This window comes from Wenxinia saemankumensis, from assembly GCF_900141735.1.
GTDB classification, from domain to species: Bacteria; Pseudomonadota; Alphaproteobacteria; order Rhodobacterales; family Rhodobacteraceae; genus Wenxinia; species Wenxinia saemankumensis.
In genome coordinates, this window is the sequence record NZ_FQYO01000004.1 from 323,567 (window position 1) to 350,210 (window position 26,644).

The 26,644-nt window shown below is 73.4% G+C and carries 13 protein-coding genes; 3 read left to right on the forward strand and 10 right to left on the reverse strand.

What is annotated here, in order from left to right:
- Positions 1 to 51 precede the first annotated feature (51 nt).
- The 6 genes from BUE30_RS12655 to BUE30_RS12680 form a co-directional block, all read right to left on the reverse strand.
- Positions 52 to 669: a 4'-phosphopantetheinyl transferase family protein gene (locus BUE30_RS12655; RefSeq protein ID WP_083601378.1), complete on the reverse strand. Its 618-nt coding sequence runs from the start codon at positions 667 to 669 to the stop codon at positions 52 to 54.
- Positions 666 to 5,423 carry a MupA/Atu3671 family FMN-dependent luciferase-like monooxygenase gene (locus tag BUE30_RS12660; protein WP_073331215.1) on the reverse strand — a complete coding sequence of 1,586 codons (4,758 nt, stop codon included), beginning with the start codon at positions 5,421 to 5,423 and terminating at the stop codon, positions 666 to 668. The genes BUE30_RS12655 and BUE30_RS12660 overlap by 4 nt, the downstream gene beginning before the upstream one ends.
- 36 nt (positions 5,424 to 5,459) lie before the next feature.
- Complete coding sequence (locus BUE30_RS12665; protein ID WP_280157195.1) at positions 5,460 to 6,419, reverse strand: glycosyltransferase; 960 nt, start codon at positions 6,417 to 6,419, stop codon at positions 5,460 to 5,462.
- 20 nt (positions 6,420 to 6,439) lie between these two features.
- Positions 6,440 to 12,796, reverse strand: a complete 6,357-nt coding sequence (locus BUE30_RS12670; RefSeq protein ID WP_073331221.1) for a type I polyketide synthase — start codon at positions 12,794 to 12,796, stop codon at positions 6,440 to 6,442.
- Positions 12,797 to 12,893: 97 nt separating this feature from the next.
- Positions 12,894 to 14,276, reverse strand: coding sequence for an oligosaccharide flippase family protein (locus BUE30_RS12675; protein ID WP_073331224.1), 1,383 nt, complete (start codon positions 14,274 to 14,276; stop codon positions 12,894 to 12,896).
- The gene (locus BUE30_RS12680; protein ID WP_073331227.1) at positions 14,273 to 15,094 is read right to left on the reverse strand and encodes a glycosyltransferase family 2 protein; all 822 of its coding nucleotides are present in this window, start codon (positions 15,092 to 15,094) and stop codon (positions 14,273 to 14,275) included. Before BUE30_RS12680 ends, BUE30_RS12675 begins: the two co-directional genes overlap by 4 nt.
- Before the next feature lie 110 nt (positions 15,095 to 15,204).
- On the opposite strand from BUE30_RS12680, the gene epsE reads away from it, so the two are divergent.
- Positions 15,205 to 16,401: an exopolysaccharide biosynthesis GT4 family glycosyltransferase EpsE gene (epsE, locus tag BUE30_RS12685; protein ID WP_073331230.1), complete on the forward strand. Its 1,197-nt coding sequence runs from the start codon at positions 15,205 to 15,207 to the stop codon at positions 16,399 to 16,401.
- A gap of 191 nt (positions 16,402 to 16,592) precedes the next feature.
- Here epsE and BUE30_RS12690 read toward each other — a convergent pair whose 3' ends face one another.
- Genes BUE30_RS12690 through BUE30_RS18055 form a run of 3 tightly spaced genes read right to left on the reverse strand, consistent with a single transcriptional unit; the run spans position 16,593 to position 22,083 of the window.
- Positions 16,593 to 19,406: a hypothetical protein gene (locus BUE30_RS12690; RefSeq protein ID WP_073331233.1), complete on the reverse strand. Its 2,814-nt coding sequence runs from the start codon at positions 19,404 to 19,406 to the stop codon at positions 16,593 to 16,595.
- Entirely contained in the window at positions 19,403 to 20,704 is a 1,302-nt protein-coding gene (locus BUE30_RS12695; protein ID WP_073331236.1) for a glycosyltransferase family 4 protein, read from the reverse strand. The genes BUE30_RS12690 and BUE30_RS12695 overlap by 4 nt, the downstream gene beginning before the upstream one ends.
- Positions 20,701 to 22,083 carry a hypothetical protein gene (locus BUE30_RS18055; protein WP_073331239.1) on the reverse strand — a complete coding sequence of 461 codons (1,383 nt, stop codon included), beginning with the start codon at positions 22,081 to 22,083 and terminating at the stop codon, positions 20,701 to 20,703. The genes BUE30_RS12695 and BUE30_RS18055 overlap by 4 nt, the downstream gene beginning before the upstream one ends.
- Before the next feature lie 263 nt (positions 22,084 to 22,346).
- On the opposite strand from BUE30_RS18055, the gene BUE30_RS12705 reads away from it, so the two are divergent.
- Positions 22,347 to 23,606 (forward strand): glycosyltransferase family 4 protein, encoded by a 1,260-nt coding sequence (locus BUE30_RS12705; RefSeq protein ID WP_073331241.1) that lies wholly within the window; start codon positions 22,347 to 22,349, stop codon positions 23,604 to 23,606.
- Here BUE30_RS12705 and BUE30_RS12710 read toward each other — a convergent pair.
- Positions 23,600 to 24,313, reverse strand: coding sequence for a sugar transferase (locus tag BUE30_RS12710; protein ID WP_083601380.1), 714 nt, complete (start codon positions 24,311 to 24,313; stop codon positions 23,600 to 23,602). The genes BUE30_RS12705 and BUE30_RS12710 overlap by 7 nt on opposite strands.
- A gap of 890 nt (positions 24,314 to 25,203) precedes the next feature.
- Here BUE30_RS12710 and leuC point away from each other — a divergent pair.
- The gene (gene leuC / locus BUE30_RS12715) at positions 25,204 to 26,616 is read left to right on the forward strand and encodes a 3-isopropylmalate dehydratase large subunit (RefSeq protein ID WP_073331244.1); all 1,413 of its coding nucleotides are present in this window, start codon (positions 25,204 to 25,206) and stop codon (positions 26,614 to 26,616) included.
- Positions 26,617 to 26,644 lie beyond the last annotated feature (28 nt).

The following is a 26,644-nucleotide window of genomic DNA, read 5'->3' on the forward strand; positions in this document are numbered from 1 at the left end:
CGATCTGGCCAGATTTGCCGAGAGCCCGGTTGCGAAACACTGCGTTGCCGGTCAGCCCGGCAGGTGCAGCCCCGCCAGGATCCAGCCCTCCGCGCGGGCGAGCCGACCACGCAGGACGAGGCCCGCCTCGAAGGGCGGCAGCGCCCGGGTCAGCCGCGCCTCCCACCCGGTCCCCGTCAGCCGGACCTCGGCCGCGTCGAAGCCGAAGACGGCGCCGTGGGCGGGGGCGAGCGCCTTGTAGACCGTCTCCTTCGCCGCGAACACCGCCTCTGCCGCGCCCTCGTCCCCCGGCCCGGCGATCTCTGCCGCGACCTCGGGCGGCAGGGGGGCGTCCGGCACGATGTCGAGACCGACGAGGCCCGGCCCCCGGGCGAGCGCCGCGAGTGCGAGGCCGCCGTGATGCGCGATGCTGCCGACGAATCCGGGCGGCCAGACCGGGCCGCGATCGGGCCCGGAGGGGATCGCGGCCGGGGGATGGCCCAGCGCGGCGAGGGCCAGCCGCGCCGCGTGCCGGCCGGCAGCGTATTCCGCCCGGCGCAGGGGCACGGCGCGGGGGCCGGCCCCCTCCCCCGGAAACGGCGGGGCCGGCGCGCCCGGCCGCACGATCGCGGACCGCACGCCCGGGCCGAACAGGCCGCTCAGCGCGGCCTCCAGGCGCCGATGGGTCACGGCTCTCCGGACTTGAGAAGCCGCAGCGCCTTGCGCCGGTCCATCACCTCGGTCCGCTCTCTCGTCTCGTCGGGCTCGGCCTCCGCCGGCGCAGCGAGCGCGCGCAGCACGGCGGCGCGTACATCCTCCGGCGGGTCGCCGGCACCAGGGGCCGGCGCGGCAGGTCCGACATCGGGCCCGGGCGTCGGTGTCGCGGGGCCGTCGGTCGGCCCCGCATCCGGGGCGGGCGCCTCGGGCCCGGGACCGGCCCGGTAGCCCAGCGCCTCGATCCGCCCGGCAAGGGCCGAGAGGGTCGGGAAGCGGAACACGTCGGTGATCGACAGCGCCCGCAGGCCCGTCGCCTCGCGCAGCGCCCGGTGCGCCTGCACCGCCAGGATCGAATGGCCGCCGAGCTCGAAGAAGCTGTCCCGCGCGCGGATGTCCGACACGCCGAGCGTGGCCGACCAGACCTGCCGGACCACCTCGTCGGCCGGGGGGCCGGACCCGGCCGGCGCGGTCGCCGTCGCGTCCGCCGACCCGGCCAGGGTCGAGGCCGGCGGGATGGCGGGGGGTCCGGTCCGGGCGGGCCGATCCTCCGGCGCCGGATCCATGTCCCGCATCTGCGCCGGGGCGGGCATGTCCGCCGGGCGGGGCGCGGCCGGCGCGGGCAGGGCCCGGGTATCCACCTTGCCGTTCGGGGTCAGGGGAAACGCCTCCATCCCCACGATCCGGGCGGGGACCATCGCGGCGGGCAGCCGGGCGGACAGCGCGGCGCGCAGCTCCGCCTCGCCCGGGCCGCCGGTCACGTAGGCGACCAGCCTGTCCTCGCGCAGCAGGACCACGGCCTGCGCCGCGCCCGCCGCCTCGAGCGTGGCGGCGATCTCGCCGGTCTCGATCCGGTGGCCGCGCAGCTTCACCTGTCCGTCGGCGCGGCCGAGGAAGTCGACGGTCCCGTCCGCGCGCCAACGGGCGAGGTCGCCGGTCCGGTAGACCCGCCCCTCGGCGAAGGGATCGGGCCGGAACCTCTCTGCCGTCAGGTCGGGACGGTCCCAGTAGCCGCGCGCGACGCCGTCGCCGCCGATCCAGAGCTCGCCCGTGACGCCCACCGGGCAGGGCCGCATCGCCTCGTCCAGGACGTAGAGCCGGGTATTCGCGATCGGCGTGCCGATCCCGTTCGTGACCTGGTCGGCCCGCGCGGGCTGGGTGGAGGACCAGATCGTCGTCTCGGTCGGGCCGTACATGTTCTCGATCTCGGCGCCGGTCGCCTGACGCAGCTCGCGCACCAGGCCGCCCGGCAGCGCCTCGCCCCCGATCATCAGGTGGCGCAACCGGCCGAGCGCGGCGCGCGTCTCGTCATGGGCCAGCATCATCCGGGCCATCGAGGGCGTGCATTGCAGGTGGCTGACGCGATGCGCCGCGATCAGCCCGGCGAGCGAGTGGTCCGCGCCGCCGGTGCCGTCGTTGACCCGGCGCAGCACCTCGGCCAGCGGGCGCAGACCCTCGAGCACGGTCTCTCGCGCGATGCCGTAGTCGATCAGGCACGCCACCTCGCCGACGCCGATCGCCTTCAGCCCGTCGATCCGCGCGACCGCGTCCTCGACCGTGCCGAACAGGCCCGACTCCTCGAAATACCGCTCGAAGGCGAAGTCGAGGATCGCGTCCAGCTCCTCGGCCTCGAGCGAGCCGAGGTCGAGCTGCATCGGGGTCTCGACGCCCTGCGGCTTCTTGAAGGCCGGGAAGGCCCAGGCGTATTGCTTGATGAGGCCGGCGGCAGAGCGCAGGTAGTCCTTCATCGGCTCGCGCGCGATCTCGCGGGCCTGCGCGCGGCTGTCCGCCAGGTAGGTGTGCAGCATCAGCGTGACGGTGAACTGCGCCGGGTCGTGCCCCGCCGCGCGCAGCGCCTCGTGATAGAGGGCGATCTTCTGCCCCACCTCCTCGACGCTCTGTCCCAGCAGGTGCGTCAGCACGTTGCACCCGTTCGCCCCCGCCTCGCGCCAGGTGTCGGGATTGCCCGCCGTCGTGACCCACAGCCGCGGCTGCGGCGAAACGGGACGCGGCTGGGTGACGATGGCATGCATCGTCCCGTCCGCCTTCGGGAACTCGACCGCCTCGCCGGCCCAGAGCCGCCGCAGATCGCGGATCGCGTCCATCATCGCGGGCTTGTTGGCCGGGGGCGTGTTCTCCGGCCGGAGGACGAAGTCGTCGGGTTGCCAGCCGCTCGCGATGGCGAGACCGGCGCGGCCGTCCGTCAGGTTGTCGATCACCGCCCATTCCTCGGCGATGCGGGCGACATGGTGCAGCGGCGCGACGCAGCTGCCGGCCCGGACGCCGATGTTGCGGGTGAGTCCCGCCACGGCCGCCCCGGTGACGGACGGGTTGGGATAGGGCCCGCCGAAGGCATGGAAATGCCGCTCGGGCGTCCAGACGGCGCAGAACCCGTTCTCGTCGGCGAACCGCGCGCCGTCCAGCAGCAGGGCGTACTTGTCGCGCCCGGCCCCGTCGTCGTTGCCCCAGTAGTAGAGCGACATCTCCATCCCGCGGGCGGGCGCCTCGGCCGTCAGGGTACGGGCCGCCTCGCTCGCCACGACGACATGCATCCCGCGCGACAGCGTCCAGAACAGCTCGAGCACCGAGATGTCGAAGGAGAGCGAGGTGACGGCGAGCCAGGCATCGCCCGGCGCGTGCGGGATCCGCTCGTCCATCCCGGCGAAGAAGTTCGCGACCTGCGCGTGCTCGATCATCACGCCCTTGGGCCGACCGGTCGAGCCGGAGGTGTAGATGAGATAGGCCAGGTCGTCCGGGCCGCCCGTCAGTTCGACCAGCGGCTCGGCGCCGGCGATCTCGTCCGCGCCCAGCGCAAGGGCAGGCGTCCCCTCCGGCAGGTCGCCGGGCGCGTCGCTCAGCACCAGCGCGGTGTTGCTGTCGGAGAGGTAGAGCGCGATCCGGTCGGCCGGGTAGGCCGGGTCGAGCGGCAGGTAGGCGCAGCCCGCCCGCAGGATGCCCAGCGCCCCGGCGACGAGGTCGGTGCCCCGCGCGGCGTGCAGGCCGATCACCGCGCCGGGCGCGATGCCCCGGGCACGCAGCGCGCCGGCGATCCGGGCGGCCCGGTCCTCCAGCTCGGCGAATGAGAGGGTGGTGCCCTCGAAGGTGACGGCCGGCGCGTCCGGCGTCCGACCCGCCTGCTCGGCCACGAGGGCGTGGATCGTGCGGCGATCCACCTCGCGTTCCGTCGCGTTCCACCCCTCGACCAGCAGGCGCCGCTCGGCCTCCGGCAGGATCGGCAGCGCGGTGATCGCGGTGTCGTCGTCGAGCCGGGGCAGCGCGGCGAGCAGACCCTCCAGCCGGGCGGCGATCAGCGCCGCCTCGGCCGGCGCGATCCGGGCGGGATCGGCATGCAGGCGCAGCCCATGCGCGCCGACGACCAGCGTGACCGCCGCCCCCTCCACGGGCGCGTCGAGCGAGAGCGCCGCCATCGGCATCGCGCCCCCGGCGAGGGCCGGCAGCCGCGCCGGCAGGTCGATGGCGAAGGGCGCGCGCTGCGACAGGTCGGCGACCTCGGCCACCAGGGCCGTCGCGGCGGCCGCGAAGCCGTCCTCGGGGTCGTAGCGGAGCGGCATCCAGTCCGCCGTGATGCCGGGCAGGCCGCGCCCGTGGCCCAGGGCGATGTCGACCGCCGCGCCCCCGGTCATCGCGCAGATCAGCGCGGGAAAGGCCGCGAGCGTCTGTTCGGTCGTCAGCTGCGGCGGCAGGACGATGCCCTTCTGCCAGGGGGCGCCCCCGGGGCCCGGGGTCGCGCCCCAGGCGGCGGGCGCCATCCGGTCGAGCCGCCTTTCCCAGTCCGGCTCGAACCGGGCGGCGCAGGCCACCGCGGCCTCGGCCCCCGCCACCTCTGTCCGGCAGGTCGCGCCGGAACCGGGCAGGTCGGTCGCGGCCAGCCCCATCGGCGTCTGCAGCCCCGACAGGCGGATCGCGCCGTCGCCGGTCGCGACCGTCAGCGTCCCGGGGCCGGAGGCGAGGATCGCGCCCGGTTCGCCCTCCCCATCGGCCGGTTCGGCGCTGCGGACGATCAGCGTGCGGTCCCAGACGAGGATCCGCGGCAGCGCGACCGGGTTGCGGTAGCCGCCATGATCGAGCGCGCGGACGAGGCGCAGCGTGCCCTCCACCGTGCGGAAATCCAGCAGCCCCCCCTGCGGAGGCCGGTCGGCGGCGCGGTGGACGCGGCGCTGCGACAGGTCCTGCTTCGTGCGCGGCAGCTCCCACCGCGACAGCGCCTCCATCACCTCGGGAAAGCTCTCGATCGCGGCGGCGAAGCACTTGAGGTTGAGGCTGAGCGCCGTCTCGCCCTCGCCGATCTCGACCGGCCGGGTGACGAGCAGGTCGCCCTCGTCCACCCCGCCCTCGATCAGGTGCCACGAGATGCCGTGCGCCCTCTCCCCCTCCAGCAGGGCCCAGACGGGGGCGTTGAGGCCGGCATGGGCGGGCAGCGGGCCGTCGTGGAAGTTGACGGCCCCCCGGCGGGGCAGGGCGAGCACGTCGTCCGGCAGCAGGTCGAGATTGGCGACGCTGAGCAGCCAGTCCACCTGCAGGCCGCCGATGCGCGACGCCAGTTTCGGCCCCGGGGCGAAGAGCGGCAGGTCCCGCGATTCGGCCCAGGCCCGCACCTCGTCCGACCGGGTGACGAGTCCGCGGACCGGGTGCCCCGCCTCGAGCAGCATCTTCCCCGCCTCGATCGTGAGGGTGTCGCTACCGACGAGCAGGGCGGTGAAGCTGGGCATGACGTGGTCTTTCGGCACGGGGAACGGACTTTCGGATCAGGCGCGCGCAGAGGGGTCCGGCCGCCGGGCACGGCGGGCCGAGTCGCGGGAATGTCGCACCAAGGTGCGAAGAAAGTGTGGCGGATCGTCCGCGCGACGGCCTCGGGCCAGGTTGCGCGCCCGGTGGACCAGCCCGCCCGCGACCCGCGCGACATCGGCGGCGGCCGCAAATGCGGCGCCATGACTCTTGCGGAAATAGTGGCGGCGCGAGTCGAACCAGTACTCCGGCACCCGCGCCCAGTCCTTCATCCCCGTCGAGACCGAGCCGATATGCGCGACCCGGCTCCCGGGAACGAAGCGCGTCGTCCATCCGGCGCGGCGCGCCCGCAGGCAGAGCTCCGTCTCCTCGAAATAGAGGAAGAACGTCTCGTCGAAGCCGCCCACTTCCTCGAGCACGGCGCGGCGGATCATCAGGCTCGCCCCGGCGAGCCAGTCCACCTCGCAGGCGCGACCGGGCGTGTCGAGCGGCACCCGCCGCGCGGCGAGCAGGCGCGAGACCGGGCCGAACCTCGCCCCCTCCTCGAACTCGCTGGCGATCGAAGGGAAGCGGAAGGTGGTCAGGTGCGTCGCGCCGTCCTCGCCGTGGATCAGGCTCCCCGCGAGGCCGGCGCGGGGATGGGCGGCCAGATCCTCAGCGAGCGCGCGGATCGCATCCGGCGCGGGGAAGGCGTCGGAATTGAGGATGTAGACGAGGTCCGGCACGGCGCCGCCGGGCAGCCCCGCGCGGATCCCGGCATTGTTGCCCGCGCCGAAGCCGCCGTTGCGGCCCGACTGGATCACCCGCACCCGGTCCTGCCCGGCCAGCGCCGCCGAAAGCCGCTCGAACGAGCCGTCCCGCGAATCGTTGTCGACAACGGTGATCCCGCCGGCCAGCCCCTCCATCGCCGCGAGGGCCGCCTCGACCGCGCGCAGGGTCATGTCCGGCGTGCGCCAGTTCAGCACGATCGTGTGGATCACGGGCGCCGCCACCGTTGCGCTCACTCCGCCGCGCGCAGCAGGGGCCAGGCCGCGCTCTCCGCCTCGCGCTCCGCCGCCTCGATCACCCGGCGCATCCGCGCGGCGAGGACGCGGACATTCGGCTCCAGCACCATCGAATCGTGGGTGCCGGGCACCTCGTGCACCGCGATGGCGGGGGCATGGGCGGTCCAGTCGTTGTCGGGCAGGACATAGGCCCGCTCGTCCGAGACCCAGCGGCCCGGCGCGACCTCCCACCGGCCCACCAGCGGCGGGCGGAACAGGTCGAGCGGTCCGTCCCAGGGCCGCACCTCGTAGCGCGCGATGGCGTCGTAGAAGGCCGCCTCGATCGCCTTGTCGTGGAACTCCGCCTCGGCGGCCGTCTCGATCACCGGGCGCCGCCGCGCCCGCGACCAGGCGATGCGCCGCGCGGCCCATTTTACCGGGTAGAACGCCCCCTCCTCGCGCCATTTCAGGCGCTGGATCGCCAGCCGGTCGGCCCGGGCGAGCGGGCGGCGGCGTGGCAGCGGCGTGTCGAGCATCACCAGCGCCGACACCTCCTCGCCCGCCGCCTTCAGCTGTCGGGCGATCTCGTAGGCGGTGATCCCTCCGCCCGAGAAACCGCCGATCATCCAGGGGCCGCGCGACTGCACCTGCCGCATCTCGGCCAGCATGTCGCGCGCCGCCGCCTCGATGTCGCGGTGCGGCTCGGCATCGCCGTAGAGACCGCGCGCCTGCAGGCCGTAGACCGGGCGGTCGGCCCCGATCAGATGCGCCAGGTGGCGCAGGTTCAGCACGTTGCCGAACATGCCCGCGACGAGGAAGAACGGCGTCTTCGGCCCGCCCTCCCCCTCGTGCATCGGCACGACATGGGTGAAGCGGCGGGCCGGGGCGGCCTCGCTCCGCGCGGTGTCCTCCGGTCCGGCATCGCCGCCGGCCTCGGCGATCAGGCGCGCGCAGGAGCGGATCGTCGGCGCCTCGAACAGGACCGAGATCGGGAAATCGACGTCGAAGGCCTTCCTGATCCGGGCGAAGAGGCGCACCGCGATCAGGGAATGACCGCCGAGATCGAAGAAGCTGTCCTCGGCCCCGATCCGGCTCACGCCCAGAAGCTCGGACCAGATCGCGGCGAGCCGCCGTTCCACCTCGCCCTCGGGCGGAACGAAATCGCCGTCGAGCGCCGGACGCTCGAAGGTGCGGGCCGGCCCGGCCTCGGCGCGGGCGCCGGCTTGCGCGATCAGCGCGGTCAGGTCCATCGACGAGACGAGCACGCGCGGCCGGCCCGAGGCGAGCGCGCGGAAGAACATCGCCGCCCCGTCCTTCGGCGGGATCCCCTGCGAGATGGCGTGGCGCAGCCGCTCCTCCTCGGGCGAGAGGGGGCGCACGGCCTCGACCGCGCGGCGGGCGGGCGCCGCGCCCAGCGACAGGCCCTGCGCCACCTTGCGGATGGTGAAGCCCCTTATGTCGACGCAGATCGTGCCGTCCGGGGCGCAGAGGCTGATGTCGAACCGGGCGGTCCCCGAGTCGGCGACGTTGCGGCCGGCGCTGCGCACCCAGCTCACCATCTCGGCCGGGAGGGGGCCGTGGACGCGCAGGGCGGCGTAGCTCACCGGCACCCACAGGTGATCGGGTGCGTAGCCCTCGATCAGGTCCATCGCCCAGCCGGTCGCGATGTCCATCAGCCCCGGATGCAGGTGGTACTCGGCATCGCCCTCCGGCAGTTCGAGCTGGGCGAGACCCTCGCCCTCGCCCGTCCGCGTCGCGGTCATCACCCGCCAGCGCCGGCCGAAGCGCAGATGCGCCTCCTGCGGCGAGCGCAGCGTGCCGCCCTCCTCGGCCAGGGTCAGCCGCCCGCAGCGCAGCGCGATGGCCTCCAGATCCACGCGCGGCGGCGTCGGCAGGTCGTAGAGCCGGATCTCGCCCGTCGCGTTCTGCTCCCACCCCGCGCCGCGATCGCTCTCGACCACGAGGCGATAGCCTCTGTCGCTGCGCGGCAGCGTCACCCGGACCGTCGTCTCGCCGGCATCGGGGACCGAGAGCGGCCGTTCGAAGGTCAGGTCGCGCAGCTCGAACGTGGTCGGCTCGCCCTGCGCGGCCAGCGCCTCGGCCGCGAGTTCGAGGTAACCGGTCCCGGGCAGGAGCGCGCCGCCGTCACGGGTGCGATGCTCGTCCAGAACCCAGCGCGCGGCGCTGCGCCAGCGCGCGGTGAAGACGCGGTTGGCGGCCGCGTCGAAGCTCGCGGCGTCCAGCAGGGCGGCGTCGATCACCTGCGGCGGCGGCGGCGTCACCCCTTCGCGGGCGCGCATCGCCTCGGCCGCCATGCCGACCTCGGCCCAGATGCCCCAGTTCAGCGCGAGGACGCGGGTCCGGCCGCCGGAACGCGACGCGGCGAAGGCGTCGAGCCAGGCATTGGCGGCGACGTAGTCGACCTGTCCCGCCGGGGCCGTGGCGACGGAGGAGGACGAGAACAGCGCGATCCACTCGACCGCCCCGTCCGGGAAGAGCAGGTCCAGCACCTGCCCGCCGTGGATCTTGGGCGTGAACACGTCCTCGACCGAGACCGGGCTCTTGCCCAGGATCGGCGCGTCGTCGATCACGCCCGCCCCGTGGACCACGCCCGAGATCGGGCCGAGCGTCTCGTGCATCTGCGCGGCGACGCGGCGCATCTCCTCGACGTTGGACACGTCGGCGGCGAAGGTCGCGACCGCCCCGCCCGACGCGCTGGCCGCGGCCTGCAACCGGCGGATCGCCCGCAGCCGCCCGGCCAGCCGGTCGCCGGGGGCGGACCGGGCGAGCACCCTGTCCCACTCTCCCCGCGGCGGCAGCGGCTGGCGCGCGACCAGCGCCACCTTCGCCCCGCGTTCGCGGATCAGCGCCTCGGCGATGGTCAGGCCGATCCCGCCATAGCCGCCGGTGAACAGGACGACGGACCCCTCCGCCACCGGCATCTGCCCGGTCGGCGGCAAGTCGGCGCGGGTCCAGCGCGGCGCGTAGCGGATGCCGTCCCGCCACGCGGCGCGGCCGCTATCCGGATCGGACAGCGCCTCGGCCAGCACCGCCGCGACCTGGGCCTCCGACCCGTCGGGGGCGGGCAGGTCGAGCGAGCGGCAGGTCACCTGCGGGAATTCGCGCGGGATCACGCGGAGCGGCCCCTGCACGGTGGCCTTGTCGGGATGGCGCAGCGCCTCTCCCCGCACCTGCGCCGCCTCGGAGGTGACGACCGTGATGTCGAGCGGCCCGCCATCGGCCCCGCCCCAGGCCTGGGCGAGGAAGAACAGCGACCAGAAGCCCTGCTCCTGCACCCGGTGATAGAAGGACGAGCCCGGCCGCGCCCCCTCGTCCGCCGTGGCCAGCCACAGGTGCAGCACACGGTCCGGCATCCTCTCCTCGGCCGCTAGGGCCGAGATCATCGCGTCGAACCCCTCGCGCCCGCGCTCGGGGGCGATTGTGTAGCCCGCCTCCGTCCGGGCGAAGGAATCGCCCGGACGCACCACGACGACCTCGTGCCCCGCCGCCATCAGCCGCCGGGTCACGTCGGCGCCCAGCGGGCCACCATCGGCAAAGACGAGCCAGCGCGCGGCCGGCGCGTCCGACAGGTCGCCCGCCACGTCCACGCCGCATTCGGCATAGGCGGGCCGCCAGCTCTCGACCCAGCCCCAACGCTCCCGGTCCTCGATCCGCATCGGCCAGTCCGGCGCCTCGGCGGTCCGGCCGGGGTCGATCCAGTAGCGCGACCGCTGGAACGGGTAGGTCGGCAGCGGCACCCGCCTGCGCCGCGCCGCGCCCCAGAGCTGCGACCAGTCGAACCGCCCGCCCGTGGCCCAGACCCGGCCGAGCTGCGCGACGAAATAGGCATCGTCCGCGGCGCCGTCCTCGGGATGGCGGAGCGAGCCGATCACCTGGTTCGCAGTCACCTGCCCGTGCTGTCCGGCCAGCGAGGACAGGGCCTTGCCCGGCCCGACCTCGATGTAGATCCGCTCGGGGTCCTGCGAGAGCGTCGTCAGCCCGTCCGCGAAATGCACCGTGCCGCGCAGGTGCCGCACCCAGTAGTCCGGATCAGTCGCCTCGTCGTCGGTGATCCAGTCCCCGGAGCGGTTCGAGACGAAGGGGATCGCCGGCGCCTTCAGGTCGAGCGCGGCGAGGAAGGCGCGGAACTCGTCCAGGATCGGCTCCAGCATCCGGCTGTGGGCGGCGATGTCGATCGGGATGCGCCGGCACTCGATCTCGTCCGCCTTCAGCGCCGCTTCCAGCGCATCCAGCGCCGCGCGGGGGCCGGACGCCACGCAGAGGCCGGGCGCATTCACGGCGGCAAGGTCGAGATCTTCCCCCAGCCGCGCCCTCAGCTCGGCCTCCGGCAGCGCGACGGACAGCATCCCGCCCTCGGGCACCGTGTCGAAGAGCCGCCCGCGCAGGCTGACGAGGCGGATACAGTCGTCGAACCCCATCACCCCGGCCACGGCGGCCGCCGTGTTCTCGCCCATCGAATGGCCGATCAGCGCGGCGGGCCGCACGCCCCAGCCCATCCAGAGCTGCGCGAGCGCGTATTCCACGATCATGATGAGCGGCAGCTGGACGGAGGGTCGCTGCAGACGCGCGCTCACCTCGTCCGCATTTCCGTCCGTCAGCCAGTCGGCGCGGGGATCGTCGCCCGTCTCCGCCGCCAGCACGTCGAGGCCCCGGTCCATCCACTCGCGGAAGACGGGCTCGGTCTCGTAGAGGCCGCGCGCCATATCCGCGTATTGCGCCCCGCCGCCGGGAAACATGAAGACGATGCCGGGATCCTCGGCGACGACCGTGTGGGTGAAGACCCGGCGCGGATCGTTCGCGCGCAGCGCCTCGGCCGCCTCCTCGTGCGAGGCTGCGACGACCACGCGCCGCCGGTCGAAGGCACGGCGGCCCTCCTTCAGCGTCCAGGCGACATCGGCCAGCGGCTGGTCGCCCCGCGCCTCCAGATGATCCGCCAGGCGGTCCGCCGCCGCGTCGAGCGCGGCCTTCGACCGGGCCGACAGCGTCAGCAGCTGGAACGGCCAGTCGCTCTCCTCCGCCGCCGGCGGCTCCGGCGCCTCTTCCAGCACGACATGGGCGTTCGTGCCGCCGACGCCCAGCGACTGCACGCCGGCGCGGCGGGGATGGGTCCCGCGCTCCCAGTCGCGCAGCGTATCGTTCACCACGAAGGGCGAGCCCTCGAACGGGATGGCCGGGTTCGGCGCCTCGTATCCCAGCGAGGGCGGCATCTGCCGGTGATGCAGCGCGAGCGACGCCTTGATCAGCGAGGCGACCCCCGCGGCGGTGTCGAGATGGCCGATATTCGTCTTGACCGATCCGATGCGGCAATGGCCGGTCCCGCTGTCGCCGAAGGCTTCGCTGAGGGCCGCGACCTCGATCGGATCGCCGAGATAGGTGCCGGTCCCGTGGCACTCGACATAGTCGATCGTGGCGGGATCGACGCGCGCCACGCGCTGCGCCTCGCGGATCGCGCCGGCCTGTCCATCCACGGAAGGGGCGAGATACCCGGCCTTGTCCGACCCGTCGTTGTTGATCGCGGTCCCCTTGATGACCGCCCAGATGTGGTCGCCGTCGCGCAGCGCGTCGGACAGGCGCCGCAGCACCACGATCCCCGCGCCCGAGCCGAAGACGGTGCCCTGCGCCCGGTGGTCGAAGGCGTGACATTCGCCGTCGGGGGACAGGATCTCGCCCTCCTTGTAGAGGTAGCCCCGTCCCTGCGGCAGCTCGATCGTGGCGCCGCCCGCCAGCGCCATGTCGCATTCGCCCATCATCAGGGCCTGGCACGCGTAATGCACCGCGACCAGCGAGGTCGAGCAGGCCGTCTGCACGTTCACGCTCGGCCCGCGCAGATCGAAGACGTGGGAGACGCGGGTGGTCAGGAAATCCTTGTCGTTGCCGGTATGGCGCAGCAGGAACTCGCCCGTCTCGGCCACGAGATCGGGGTTCGTCATCAGGTTGAAGTAGAAATACGACCCCATCCCGCAGCCGCCATAGACCCCGACCGGGCCGCTCAGCGTCTCGGGCGGATGGCCCGCATTCTCCATCGCCTCCCACGCGACTTCCAGGAAGTGGCGGTGCTGCGGATCGAGGATCGCGGCCTCCTTCGGCGAGAAGCCGAAGAACTCCGCGTCGAACAGGTCGTGCCCCTCGAGCGGGGCGGCAAAGGGGACGTAATCCTTGTGCGAGCGCCGCTGCGGCGCCTCGCCCGAGGCATCGAGCTCGGCCTCGCTCAGCCGCCGGATCGACCGCACCCCGTCGCGCAGGTTGCGCCAATAGCCGTCGACATCCGCCGATCCCGGCAGATGCGCGGCCATCCCGACGATGGCGATGTCCGATACCCTAGCCACGGCATGCGATCCCGGGCGTGTGGCCATGTCAGCCTCGATCCTTGGACGCGCCCCCCACGGGGCCCGGTGGTGTCAGCGCATTGCGGCGGGAATGCGGCGCCCCGCCATGATTCCGGTCGTCCGGTTACCGCGCCGTCAGACCGTGCCCCATCTGCAGCAACGGCAGGAGGTCGGCGCGATGATACCAGAGCACGATCGCGGCGAGAACGCTCAGAAGGAAGAAGAAACCGGCATCGTGGACGGGATCCCACGCCCCGTGCGGCCGGTTCAGCCAGGCGAGGACGGGATAGACCGCGATCCCGGCCAGCGCCATGCCGCACGCCGCGCCCAGAAGCCCGCCCACGAACAATCCGGCGACGATCCCTGCGACCGTCGCCACGGCGCGAACGAGCGTCAGCCGGAAGAAGCGCCGCGAATCGCCATAGGCGAGGGCGGCCTGGTCGCAGGACTGCATGATCAGCACCGGGATCTGCGCCGCCGCCACGGCGGTGACGATGCCCGCCGCCGCCTCGTAGCGGTCGTCATACATCAGTCGCACCAGCCAGGGCCCCAGCGCCGCCACGGCGAGGAGCAGCGTGCCCAGCCCCGCCGTCGCCACGGCCCGCATCCGCCGGACCCGCAGCGCGTTCGCCCGGCTCTCGGCCGGGGGGCTCTCGCGGTAGACCGGGATCACGAGGCGCCGCATCAGCGCCCCGCCCAGGATGATCGGGAAGGAGGCGAGGAAATAGCCGATGGAATAGACGCCGAAATTCTCGAGCGTCAGCGCCCGGCCGAGGATCAGCTTGTCGGCCTGCATGATGAAGAAGCCGCAGACGGTGGACAGGAAGATCCACTTGCCGAAATGGACCAGCTCGTGCGCGGCGGCGCTTTCCCAGCGCAGCCGGTTGCGGGGGCCGGGAAGGATCAGCGTCGCCAGCACGACGTTCGCGAGCGAGGCGGCATAGCCCGAGACGACCAGCGCCCAGACCGACCCCCACGCCCAGGCGAAGAGGATCGCGACCGCCACCCCGATCGCCTGGATCGCCAGCTCGACCGCGGTCACGAGGCCGGCGCGCAGATGCCGGTTCTGCACCTCGTAGGCGGTCGGCCGGAACCCGTCGACGATCAGCGTGCCCCCCATCGCCGGCAGCAGCGCCAGCAGGGCCGGCTCGCGGTAGAACTGCGCCACCGGCCAGGCCAGCGCGCAGATCGCGGCGAAGAGGACCAGGCCGCGCAGGATCTGGATCGTCCAGGCGGTGTCGAGGAAATCGGGATCGTCGCCCCGCTTCGAGGACATGATCGACGGGCCGATCCCCACATCCGAGAACATGCCGAGGCCGATCAGCACCACCGTCACCAGCGCCATCAGGCCGAACGCCTCGGGAAAGAGCAGCCGGGTCAGGACGAGGTTCGAGGCCAGCCGGAGCGCCTGACCGCCGCCGAAACCGAGGAAGGTGATGAGCGAGGACCGCGCCGCGCGCGCGACGAGGCCGCTGCCCGACAGGAACCGGGGCCGCAGCGCGATCATCGGCCGCGGCTCCAGGTCGAGCGGTGCGGCAGCACGCGCGAGAGCAGGCCGATCCCGGCATAGAAGGCGAAGGACAGCGGCGCGCGCGCCGCGAGCGGGGCCGCCCGCGCCCGGCGCCCGGTCTCGTTCGCCATCAGCCCGGGGAAGCGCGCCGCGACCTCGCGCACGCCGGCATCCTGCCGCCGGCGCACCCGCAGCAGCGCGGCGGCCCCTTCGACCACCGGCCAGTCGTAGCTCGCCCGCACCCCGATCCTCTCGTGTTCCGCGAAGTTCAACCGCACGAAGGCATCGTCGGCGATGATGTCGGGAAAGCGGCCCCACCGCGCCCGCCCCGCGGCATTGACCGCGTAGAGCCCGCAGCCGGGCACGCCCTCGGCCATGAAGGGCACGCGCGCCCAGGTCGCGGCATAGGCCCGGGCCGCGGGTCCGCGCGCCGTCATCCGCAGCCTGCCGCTGGCATAGGCGGGACCGGGGCGGTCGAGCGCGGCTGCGAGCTGGGACATCAGCTCGGCCGAGACGGTCACGTCGGCGTCGAGATAGACGCGGGGGCCCCCGTGCGGGCCCAGCGCCTCCTCGGCCGCGTTCAGGGCCCCCGGCTTGCCGAGTCCGGGCAGGTCGAGCACCTCAAGCCGCCAGCCCGACGCCGCCGCCCGCCCCGCGCGGTCCCGCGCCTCGTCCACCGTGCCGTCGGTACAGCCGTTGGCGGCGACGACGATCCGCGCCCCGGCCGGGATCCCGGTCGAGGCGAGCACGGCGTCGAGGCAGGGGCCGATGCGGCCCGCCTCGTTCGCGGCGGGTATCAGGACGGCGAGGGTCACGGGCTTTTCCCCTGCGCGGTTTGACCTTGCCCGGTTTGTCCCTGCCCGGTTTTTCCTTGCCCGGTGGCGGCGCCGCCGCCAAGGTCCGGCCCGCGGCAGCGGGAGGGACGATGCGGCTCGGCTACCTTGTGCCCCAGTTCCCGGGGCAGACGCACATCTTCTACTGGCGCGAGATCGCCGAGCTCGAGGCGCGGGGAATCGCCGTCGACCTGCTGTCGACCCGTCTTCCACCGCCCGGGCTGGTCGCCCATGACTGGTCGCGCGAGGCGATCGCGCGCACCACCTATCTGGGCGCCGCCGACCCGCTCTCGGCCCTGCGCGCGGCACCCCGCCAGCCCTGGGCCGCGCTGCTGCGCGAGGCACGGCGCGAGGGGCGCGCCTTCGCCCGCGACGTGGCCCTCGCCCTGCCGGCGGCCGGGCGGCTGCTGCGCCATGCCCGCGCGCGCGGGCTGGATCACGTCCATGTCCATTCCTGCGCCCGCGCCGCGCTGGTGGCCGCGCTGGCCGAGGCGGCGGGCGGGCCGCGCTGGTCGATGACGCTGCACGGCCCCCTGTCCGATTACGGCGCGGGGCAGCGGTTCAAGTGGCGCCGCGCCGCTTTCGCCACGATCATCACCGAGCGGCTGAGACGCGAGGTGGAGGACGCGCTCGCCCCCGACCTGCCGCCGGTGATCGGGATCCAGCCGATGGGCGTCGATACCGACCGCCTCGTCCGGCCGGCGCCCTACGTGCCATGGGGGCCGGGCCGTCCGCTGCGCCTCTTCGCCTGCGGGCGGCTGAACGTGGTGAAGGGGCACCAGGACCTGATGCAGGCCGTGCGCCTGCTGGTCGAGGCCGGGCGCGACGTGACGCTGCGGATCGCGGGCCAGGACGATGCCGGCGGCAGCGGCTACCGCGCCGAGCTCGAGGCGCGGATCGACGCCCTCGGCCTGCGCGACAGGGTGCGGCTCCTGGGCGCGGTGGATGAGGGCGCGGTCCGGGACGGGCTCGTCCGGGCCGACATCTTCGCGCTGGCCAGCTGGCACGAGCCACTGGGCGTCGCCTACATGGAGGCGATGAGCTGCGCCGTACCGACCATCGGCACCCGCGCGGGCGGCGTGACCGAGCTGATCGAGGACGGTATCTCGGGGCTTCTCGTCCCGCCGCGGGATCCCCCGGCCCTCGCCGCCGCCATCGCAAGGATCGCGGACGATCCCGACCTCGCCCTCCGCCTGTCGGCGGGCGGCCGCGCGCGGGTCGAGACCGCCTTCCATGCCGGTCGGGGGGCCGATACGCTGATCCGGCTGATCCGGCAGGGGGCGGGCTGAGCGGGCGGCCCCTGCGCCCCGTCCGGCATCGACGGGGCCGTCCGGCACCCGCAGGGCCGGCGGGTCTACGGGCCGGCGCAGGGCCGGACGGCCCGACAGGGCGCACCGCGTCGCGCCGCGCCGGCCGGTCGCCCTACGGGACGGCCGGGTCGCCCGCCCCGGTCCGCCGGACGGGTCCGGGTCGGCCCGTCTCATGGCCCGTCCTCCATCACGGTCAGGACGGTGTCGTCCCCGGCGAAGCCGATCTCGCCGACCGACGCGACGCGGACCCGGCCCCAGGGGCCGGACAGGACCAGCGCGCCGCCGTCCCAGCTCTCGCTCAGCCCGTCCGGCCCGCCGGGCAGGATCACCCGGTCGCGGCCCGGCCCGCCGTGGATCCGGTCGCCCGGCGTCGCGACGATCACGTCGTCGCCCGGGCCAGCCTGGATCAGGTCTCCGAAGGGCGTCCCCTCGATCCGGCCGCCCTCGGACCCGGCGCGGATCCACAGGCCGTGGCGAAAGGCGTCGCGCGCCTCGCCCCATGGTTCGGCCGCGATCCCGGCCAAGGCGGCGGCGCGGGGGTTCGCGTCGTCGAGATGCCGCAGCGCGCCCCAACTGCCCCATTTCGAGGGGGTCGCCACGTCGACGAAGGCGTTGAACGGCGCATCCCCGATTTCGCGCCACGCCGCCGCGAGCTCGCGGTAGAGATCCGCCATCCGGGGCGAGTAGTTGAACGCGGTGAAGAAGGCCGTCAGCCCCGCATCCTCGACCGCGTCCCCGGTTCCGACGACATGCGTGCCGCCTTCGTACATGACGAGGTCGAGGCCCCAATCGTCGGCGACCGCGCGGTGATGCGGCCAGAGCTCGCCCGTGAGCTCGGCCACGGATCCCTCGCGCAGCGTTGCCTCGGCCCATTCGGCACCGCCGCCGTCGCGGATCGCCGCGCGCAGCTCGTCCACCCGCTCGGATCCCAGGTCGTGCCCGAAATAGCCGCTGACGGCATAGGCGTCCCAATGCGCCGCCGGATCGAGCCGGGACCCGTCGGGCCCGAGCAGCGCCTCCTCGAGGCCCGGCCAGCCGGTATGGACGCCGACCACCCGGACCAGCCGGTCCTCCTGTCCGGCGAAGACGCGGGACCAGATGTCCGCCACCTCGGCCGAGCGGGCGCCGGCCCACCACATCCACGCCTCCTCCGGCGCGTCCTCGCCCCAGGTCTCGCGCGCGCGTTCGCCCGCATGGGCGGTCTGCGGGAAGATGAAGTTCCAGGTCTCGTTCGAGTATTCCACCCAGGCCCGCAGGTCGGCGCGCAGGGAGTCGCGCACCAGCTGGGCGGCCCGCGCGACGTAATCGTCCTCTGCCGCATGCGGCATGTTCACCCAGGGCTCGGCCCCCGTCTCGTTGGCGAGCCGGACGATGACCTCCAGCGGGACGCCCCGCCAGGACCATGTCGCGTCGGTCATCCGGGGGCGATCCTCCCAGGCGGTCACGGGCGAGCCGTTGGTCAGCATCCAGTCCATGAAGCGCAGCTGCCGGGCATCGGCGATCCGCCGGACGAAGGCGGGGTTGAAGACCTCGCCCAGCTCGACCAGCTCGCGCTCGGCCTCGCGGAAGACGCGGATGTCGCGGATCGGGTCCTCGAGATCGAGTGCGGTCAGCCGGATCGAGACCAGACCCTCGCCCGGCACGTAGGAGAAGGCGATCTCCTTGCCGCGCCGCTCCTGGTCGAAGGCGAGGCCGCCGACCTCGAGCGTGCCCTCCCCCGCCCAGGTCACGACGTAGCGCCCGATCAGCGAGACCGCGCCGGGATCCTGGTCGGTAAGGACGAAGGTCTCCAGCGCGTCGACCCCCTCCGGCAGGGCGCGGGGCCAGCCCTCGGCCGTCAGGTAGCCGCCCGCCATCAGCGCGTCGAAATCCCAGGCGCCCCACTCCTCCCCCGCGTGGCCGATCCAGGGCCGCGCGGTCCTCATCAGGTCGACGAAGGGCTGCTCCGCCGTCCAGTCGTTCACGCCGTTCAGCCCGAAGGACAGCGCGGGATCCGCGAGGCCCGTCTCCGGCACGTCCGGGACGATCAGCACGGCCGGCTCGATCCCCGCTTCGACCTCGACCTCGGGCTCGGGCGCGATGGTCGGGGCGGTGAAGACGGCGGCCGGCTCCGCCTCCGGCGCCGTGACGGCAAGCCAGATCGCGGTCGAGATCGTGGCGAAATCGTCCCGCACGAGCGGGTGGATGCTCTCGGGCAGGCGGGTGTCGGGCGGCGGCGGGCGCCCCTCGATCTGCGCCCAGACGACCATGGCGGCGATCAGGTACATGGTCGGCGTGCCGTGCGGCGCGTCGTCCGAGAAGAGCTCGGTCGGGGGCAGGTCCGCCAGGGGCCCGTCGATCAGCCGCGCCAGCACCCGCGCCGTCGGGATCACGCCGACTTCGCGGCCGATCTCGGCCCCCACCTGCTCGGCGAGGCGGCGGGTCCAGTCGTGGTAGGGCCCGGCATTGTACTCGGCCCAGTCGCGATAGGAGCGGGGCGAGGGCGGGTAGCCCCATTCGGCCATGTCCGCCCACCCCTCGTAGAGCCAGAGCGGCACGCCGGGCGATTCCGCCTCGGCCCAGCCGAAGGCGGTCGAGACCAGCTCTACGGGCGAGAGGTTGTCGGGATTGTCCCAGTCGAGCGGCCGGTCCGGCGCCTGGTACTGGACGAAGTTCGGCGGCGACAGGATCGCGGCGTCCCAGCCGACTTCGCCGAAGGGCAGCCGGTTGGACCGCCAGGCCCGCTCCACCCGGCCGAAGGACCAGCCCGGCTCGGGCGGCAGCTCGGCATATTGCTGGAGGAAACCGAACATCCCCTCGGCGGCGAACCGGCGCCGTTCGGCCCGGGCCAGATGTGCCAGCCAGTGCGGCACCGTCGTCTCGTCGCTGCCCGAGACGTGGTTCACGAGCGAGTGCCCCCAGAACCACAGCTTCGTGGTCTGCGCCCCCGCCGGGGCGGCGAGGCCGAGGACCAGGGCGAGGGTCAGCATCAGGCGGGTCGTCATCGGGTCTCTCCCGTCAGGTCGAAGTCGGGGCGCGGGGCATGGCCCCTGGCCCAGTCGTGGATGCGCGAGACCTGCCGCGCCTTCGCGGCCCAAGTGTAGCGGCTCGCCACCATCCGGCGGCCGGCCTCGGCCATCGGGGCGAGCGCGGCGGGATCCGCGGCCATCCGTTCCAGCGCGGCGCGCAGGTCGCGCACGATGTCGGCGCGCGGCCCGAGGGGCAGCTTCACCCCCGTCGCCGCGGTCACCAGCTCGGCCGGGCCGGCATAGTCGACGACGACCGGGACGAGGCCCATCGCCATCGCCTCCAGCACCACGCCGCCGCCGAATTCGCGGATCGAGGGAAAGGCCAGCACGTCGCCCCGCCCCGCGACCTGCGCCACCTCCGTGTGGCCCAGCCAGCCATGCAGCGTGACGCCGGGCCCGATCGCCGCCGCCCGCGCGCGCAGGGCGGGCATGAGCGGGCCGTCGCCGATCAGGTCAAGGCTCATCCGGCCGTCGCGAAGCAGCGGCTCGGCCGCGTCCAGCACCATGTCGGGGCCCTTGTAGGGGACCATCCGGCCGATGAAGCAGGCGCGCAGCGGCCCCGGCGCACGGGGCCCGCGCGGCGCGGCCAGCGCGGGGAAACGGGCCGGATCGACGGCATTCTCGGGCAGGTGGACGACCTTGTGCCGCTGTCGCTCCGGCAGCTCCGACGCGGTGTGGCGCGACCCGGCGACGATGGCGGCGGCGGCCTCCAGCGTGCGTCCGCGCCCGGGCATCAGCTTGTAGGCGCCGCGGACGTAGGACAGCCATTCCCGCTCGGCCCGGCGCTCGGCGTCGAAGGCGCGGGGCCAGGGAACCCCGCCGTTCAGCGGCCCCAGGACGAAGGGCACGCCCGCCGCCTTCAGCCGCGGCGCGAGGGGCGAGGGATTGGTGGGCGAGAGCGGCGTGATCCGGTGCACCAGGTCCCACTCGCCGGCCCGGAGCCCGGGACCGAACCGCCGCCAGATCGCCCGCTCGAAGGACGGGTAGGACAGCGCGCCCAGCGCCTGCATCACCGTCCAGCCCCGGCCCTGACCCATCCGCATCCGCTCGGCCAGCTGCCAGAGCGGGCGGGCCATCGCCTCGTTGTCGATGGCGGTGAAGTCGCGCCCCTCCTCCAGCCCCGCGCGCAGGATCGCGCCCCGATTGCGGACCTGCGTGATCAGATGCACCTCCGCGATGTCGGCCAGCGCGCGGGCCAGCGACCAGCCGATCAGCGGCACGCTCACCCATTCGGGATTGGCCGCCTCGGCGATGACGAGGATGCGGCGCCTCACAGCACCGTCCGGACGGGCTGCGCGGCGCTGCGCCGGACGGGGACGAACCGCTCCGCCTGGCCGATCAGTGCGCCGCAGATCGTCCAGGTCAGGATCGAGAGCGTCGCATTGGGCAGCAGGTCGACGAGGTTGATCGCGTGCAGCAGCGTCAGCGCCGCGACCGCGCCGGGCACCGTCCCGCCCTCCATGCCCCGCGCCCGCCAGGCCAGCGTCAGGATCGGCAGCGTCAGCAACCCGAACTCGGCGAGGAAGCCCAGCCAGCCCAGCACGCCGATGGTGATGACCCAGCGCCCGTCGGCGATGGTCAGGATCGTGCCGTCCACCGGGTCGTGCAGGTGGTTGCGCCCGTAGCTGCCCCATCCGAAGAGCGGCTTCTCGGCCGCGCGGTCCAGCAGCAGGCGCTCCTGCTCGAACCGGAAGGCGAGGGAATTGGCCCGCTCGGCGTCGATCGACGTGGCGGCGGCCAGCATCTCGTCCTCGGGCACGAGATGGGCGCCCTTCGCCATAGGGTAGACCAGGGCCAGCACCGCGATCGCGGCGGCCAGCCGCACCTTCGTCAGCGCCGGGGCGAAGGCGACGAGCGGGGCGAAGGCGATTGCGTAGACGAGGCTTGCCATCGACTTGCACAGGACGAGGACGACCAGCATGTAGCCGGCCGCCGCGAGCAGCGAGACCGAACGGCGCCCCCCCTCCTCCCGAGCCAGGGCCAACGCGGCGAGGGCGGCCGACATGGCGAGGAACGCGGCCCAGAGGCCGTGATAGAGGAACACCATCGGGCGATAGCCGCCGTCGCGGACCATCTGGCCGAAATCGTGCTGGAAATACCCGTAGATGCGCAGGTTCAGCACCGGGGCGAGCCGCACCTCCAGCAGCATCGGCAGCGAGTAGACGAGGCCCCCGATCGCCAGCGCCCAGAGCATGTCGCGCGCGTCCCGCGACTCGCGCAGCAGCGACCGCGCCAGCAGCAGCGGCAGGATCTGCAGCCCCTGCTGCACCATCATCGCCAGCGATTCGTGCGGGCCAAGCCCCGGCAGCGCGGCCGTGACGAAGAAGATCGGCTCACCATTGGTCAGCACCGTGGCGACCGGCGCCAGGATGTAGAGCGCCAGCAGCGCCCGCAGCGGCGGACTGCGCGGGATCAGCTCGATCCGGCCCGGATGGAGCAGGAGGCACAGGACCAGCGCGACCAACGGCGGAAGCGTGTCCTTAGTCAGCGGCGGCAGCAGCGGCAGGTCGAAGGCGGCGGGCAGCGGCGGCAGCAGCAGGTAGGCGACGACGATCGAGGCGATCAGCGCCCGCCCGGCGGGCAGCCAGCGGAACAGGCCCAGCGAGACCAGCGGCCAGGACAGCAGCGCGAGGATGGCGATCGCGTTCGGCATCGTGGATCGTCGTCCGTTCCGTCCCTGTTGCGACTCTCAGCCCGGCCCGGGTCCCGGGCCGGTCCGTTCTACCCCGCGCCTTCCGCCGAAGCGACGCCGCGGGACGCGATCGCCGCGCTCCTGACGCGAAATTGCCCGCCGCGCGATCAGCTTTCGACCCTGACCGCGCTGTAGGGCGGGAATCGGGCCCTGCGCGTTTGCTTTTCGGGCGGCATGGCCGGAAGGTGGATCTGGGAAGGGTCGGTCCTGGTGGGAGCTCCTCGATGAGAGACGTTGCGGACGCCCCGCGCGCCGCCCTCCGGATCGCGTATCTCTGCGACCAGTCGCCGGACGATCACGGCAGCTATTCCGGTGGCAATGCCCGCCTGCGCGACGCGCTCGCCGCGCGGGGGGCGCAGATCACCGAGCTGCCGTTGCACTGGGGCGCGGCCGAGCCGCTGCGCCGCGCGGTGCAGGCGATGCCCGCCTCGGTCCGGGTCCGCGCCTTCTGGCGGGCGCGGCTGGCCGCCGGGGGGTTGGCCGCCGCCCCCGTCAACCGGGCGCTGCGGGCCGGCCGCTTCGACGCGGTCTTCTGCCCCTATGCCTTCCACGCCCTTCTCGGCGTCCGGCCGCCGCCGGGGACCGTCTCGGTCCATACCTCCGACGCGACGCCCGCGATCTACCGCGATTCCGAGGTGGGCCGGCATTTCGGCTCCTACCTGCGGGCATCCCGGCTGCTCGACCCCCTGATCGAGGCGGCGGAGCGGCGGGTCTTCCGCTCGACCGACCTGCTCCTCTGGCCCTCGCGCTGGCTGGCCGAGGCCGCGACCGCGCGCTACGGGCTCGACCCCGGCCGCTCGCTCCACGTGCCTTGGGGTGCCAACGTGCCGGATCCGGGGCCGGCCGAGGATCCGCCCCGGCTGGGGACCGGGCCGACGCGCCTGCTGATCGTCGGCCGCCAGTGGGAGGCGAAAGGCGGCCCGCTCGTCCTGCGGATCCTGCAACGCCTGCGGGCTGAGGGGGCGGACGTGCGGCTCGACGTGGTCGGCTGCGACCCGCCGGACGCCCGCGCGGCGCCGGGCGTGACCGTGCACGGGCATCTCGACAAAGCCGATCCGGCCCAGTTCGCGGATTTCACCCGGCTGTTCCGCAGCGCGCATTTCCTCGTCATGCCCTCGTTCGAAAGCTACGGCTTCGCCTTCTGCGAAGCCTCGGCCTACGGCCTGCCGTCGCTCTGCTACGACGTGGGCGGGGTGCCGGTGCGCGAGGGCCGGAACGGCCATGCCCTGCCCGCCGATGCCCGCGCGGCGGATTTCGCGGCGCGGGTGACGGCCTATCTCGCCGATCCCGCGGCCTACGACGCGCTGCGCCTGTCCTCGCGCCGCGAATACGAGACCCGCCTCAACTGGACCGCCTGGGCCGACCGGACGCTGACCCTGATCCGCGCCGCGGCGGCGACGCGGGCCGCTGGCGTCGCAGGGGACGGGACAGATGCGACCGCGCCCGATCCCGCCGTGGCGGCGCCCCGCCGCCGCGCTCAGTAGCCCGTCCCGCGCACCACCACGCCGAGGGTCCGCGACAGGATCCGTGCATCCGCCCCGAGCGAGAGCGTCTCGCAATAGGCCCGGTCGAAGACCGCCCGCTCGTGGAAACTCGTCTCGTTGCGCTCGGAGATCTGCCACAATCCGGTGAGGCCCGGACGGACGGTGTAGTATTCCTTGCCGGGATAGATCGCGCGCTGCGACACCATCATCGGACGCGGACCGACCAGGCTCATGTCGCCGCGCAGCACGTTCCAGAGCTGCGGAAGCTCGTCAAGGGAGGTGCGCCGGATGATCCGCCCGATCGGCGTGACGCGGGGGTCGCGGCGCAGCTTCTGCTGCAGATCCCACTCCGCCCGGGCCGCGGGATCGGCGGCGAGGTGCCTCTCGAGCGCCGCCTCGGCGTCGACGACCATCGAGCGCAGCTTCCACATCCGGAAGGTCCGCCCGTCCAGCCCCACCCGCGCCTGTCCGAAGAACGGGTTCGCCCCGTCCCGCGCCACGAGGAGGGCGAGCGGCAGGACGACCATCAGGACGGGCAGCGCGGCGGCGAGCACCAGCGCGATGTCGATCCAGCGCTTGGCCCGGTCGCGGTAGAAGGTCCGCCCGGGGCCCTCCGCGCGGACGCCGTCCACACGGGCCGGCGCGGCCGCCTCGGCGGCGACGGCACGGATCGCAGCGATCCGGCCGTATCTCGGAATCGTCGACATCGCATCACCCTTGGCGCGCCCTCTCGGGCGGCGTCCCAACCTTGCGCGGCGGTCGGTCCAGAGACCGCCGCGCAAGACCTGAAAATCGAAATCCGGCCCCGTGGCGGCCCCGGCGACCCCCCGCTTCGAGGGTCGCGCCACGATCCGATCCTCGCCCCTGCCGGCCCACCCGCCGGCATGCGGAGCATTCGAAAAACCCTTTATGCAGCGCCGATTAGAGGCCGCGCCGCCCCGAGGTCAATCGCCGGATCGCGGCCGGATCCGGCCCGCCCGGGGGCGTTCAACTCCAGGCTGTAGCGAGGAGGGTGCGGCGAGCCGGTCTGCCGCGCGGCGCCCGAGAGGAGGCAGGCCTGGGCCGCACCGTCCGGCCATCCGTCCGGACCCGGCAGCGGGCCGGCAACAATCGCGGCAAAGGGCGGTCATCGGGTCCAATTTTCGCGGAAATGGAGCCAGGACCCGAGGATCCGGAACGTGGGATCGGGGCCATACCGGGGCATACAGCCGCGAATGTGGCGATGCAGTGGCGACGCCCTGTCCGGCGTGGGGCGCTTCGGCGGCGTGGCGGCGGCGGTCTGAAGAAAATTTTCATTACAATCGCAGGTTGCCGTCTTTCAGCGAAACAGAGTGCCTGCCGAACGATCATTGTCGCGCCTTTCGTGCGCGGGGACCGTCTTTCCGCCCCATTCGCGCCATCTTGTCGAAGCGAGGGGGAATCGTGTATCGCGACGCGCATGACACAGGTCTTCGACATGGACGACCGCGCCCGCCTTCCGTGGCGCTTCCACGGCGCCACGCGCTCCGTCCTCGCCCGGCTCTGACCGCCGCCGGCGCCCGCCCGGGCGCCGCCGCGATACCTGTCCGTTTCATATCGTCACGAAGGGAGAGGACCGATGTCCCCCAAGACGCTCTACGACAAGATCTGGGATGCCCATGTCGTCCACGAGGCCGAGGACGGCACCTGCCTGCTCTACATCGACCGCCACCTCGTGCACGAGGTCACCAGCCCGCAGGCCTTCGAGGGGCTGCGCATGGCGGGCCGCACCGTCCGCGCGCCGGGGCGCACGATCGCCGTGCCCGACCACAACGTGCCCACCACGCCCGACCGCATCCGCGGCGGCATGAACGAGGAGAGCCGCATCCAGGTCGAGGCACTCGACCGGAACGCCAAGGATTTCGGCATCCACTACTATCCGGTCAGCGACATCCGGCAGGGCATCGTCCACATCGTCGGGCCCGAGCAGGGCTGGACCCTGCCCGGCATGACCGTCGTCTGCGGCGACAGCCATACCGCGACGCACGGCGCCTTCGGCGCGCTCGCCCACGGCATCGGCACGTCGGAGGTGGAGCACGTGCTCGCCACGCAGACGCTGATCCAGAAGAAGTCGAAGAACATGAAGGTGGAGATCACCGGCCAGCTCGGGCCGGGCGTCACCGCCAAGGACATCACCCTCTCCGTCATCGGCAAGACCGGCACCGCCGGCGGCACCGGCTACGTGATCGAGTATTGCGGCGAGGCGATCCGGTCCCTTTCGATGGAAGGGCGGATGACCGTCTGCAACATGGCCATCGAGGGCGGCGCCCGCGCCGGCCTGATCGCGCCCGACGAGAAGACGTTCGAGTACGTGAAGGGCCGCGAGCACGCCCCGAAGGACGAGCACTGGGACAGCGCGCTCGCCTGGTGGAAGACGCTGAAATCGGACGACGACGCCCATTGGGACAAGGTCGTGACGATCCGGGGCGAGGACATCGCCCCCGTCGTCACCTGGGGCACCTCGCCCGAGGACGTGCTGCCGATCACCGCCTCCGTCCCGGCCGCCAGCGACTTCACCGGCGGCAAGGTCGGCGCGGCGCAGCGGTCGCTGGATTACATGGACCTCAAGCCGGGGACGAAGCTCACGGATATCGAGATCGACACCGTCTTCATCGGGTCCTGCACCAATGGCCGGATCGAGGATCTGCGCGCCGCGGCCGCGATCCTCGAGGGCAAGAAGATCAAGGTGAAGCGGGCGATGGTCGTCCCCGGCTCGGGCCTCGTCCGCAAGCAGGCCGAGGAGGAGGGGCTGGCCCAGATCTTTCTCGATGCCGGCTTCGAATGGCGGCTCGCCGGCTGCTCCATGTGCCTCGCGATGAACCCCGACCAGCTGGCCCCGGGCGAGCGCTGCGCTGCCACCTCGAACCGGAACTTCGAGGGCCGGCAAGGGCGCGGCGGGCGCACGCATCTCATGTCGCCGCAGATGGCGGCCGCCGCGGCGCTGACCGGGCGGCTGACCGACGTGCGCGAGATGATGGCCGCGCCGGCCTGACGCCGGACGGGACCTGGCGGGACGAGAC

Coding starts and splice junctions, on each gene's coding strand:
- BUE30_RS12660 (WP_073331215.1), bottom strand. CDS start 5,423: ATGCCCAGCTTCACCGCCCTGCTCGTCGGTAGCGACACCCTCACGATC.
- BUE30_RS12670 (WP_073331221.1), bottom strand. CDS start 12,796: ATGGCCACACGCCCGGGATCGCATGCCGTGGCTAGGGTATCGGACATC.
- BUE30_RS12675 (WP_073331224.1), bottom strand. CDS start 14,276: ATGATCGCGCTGCGGCCCCGGTTCCTGTCGGGCAGCGGCCTCGTCGCG.
- epsE (WP_073331230.1), top strand. CDS start 15,205: ATGCGGCTCGGCTACCTTGTGCCCCAGTTCCCGGGGCAGACGCACATC.
- BUE30_RS12690 (WP_073331233.1), bottom strand. CDS start 19,406: ATGACGACCCGCCTGATGCTGACCCTCGCCCTGGTCCTCGGCCTCGCC.
- BUE30_RS18055 (WP_073331239.1), bottom strand. CDS start 22,083: ATGCCGAACGCGATCGCCATCCTCGCGCTGCTGTCCTGGCCGCTGGTC.
- BUE30_RS12705 (WP_073331241.1), top strand. CDS start 22,347: ATGAGAGACGTTGCGGACGCCCCGCGCGCCGCCCTCCGGATCGCGTAT.
- BUE30_RS12710 (WP_083601380.1), bottom strand. CDS start 24,313: ATGTCGACGATTCCGAGATACGGCCGGATCGCTGCGATCCGTGCCGTC.
- leuC (WP_073331244.1), top strand. CDS start 25,204: ATGTCCCCCAAGACGCTCTACGACAAGATCTGGGATGCCCATGTCGTC.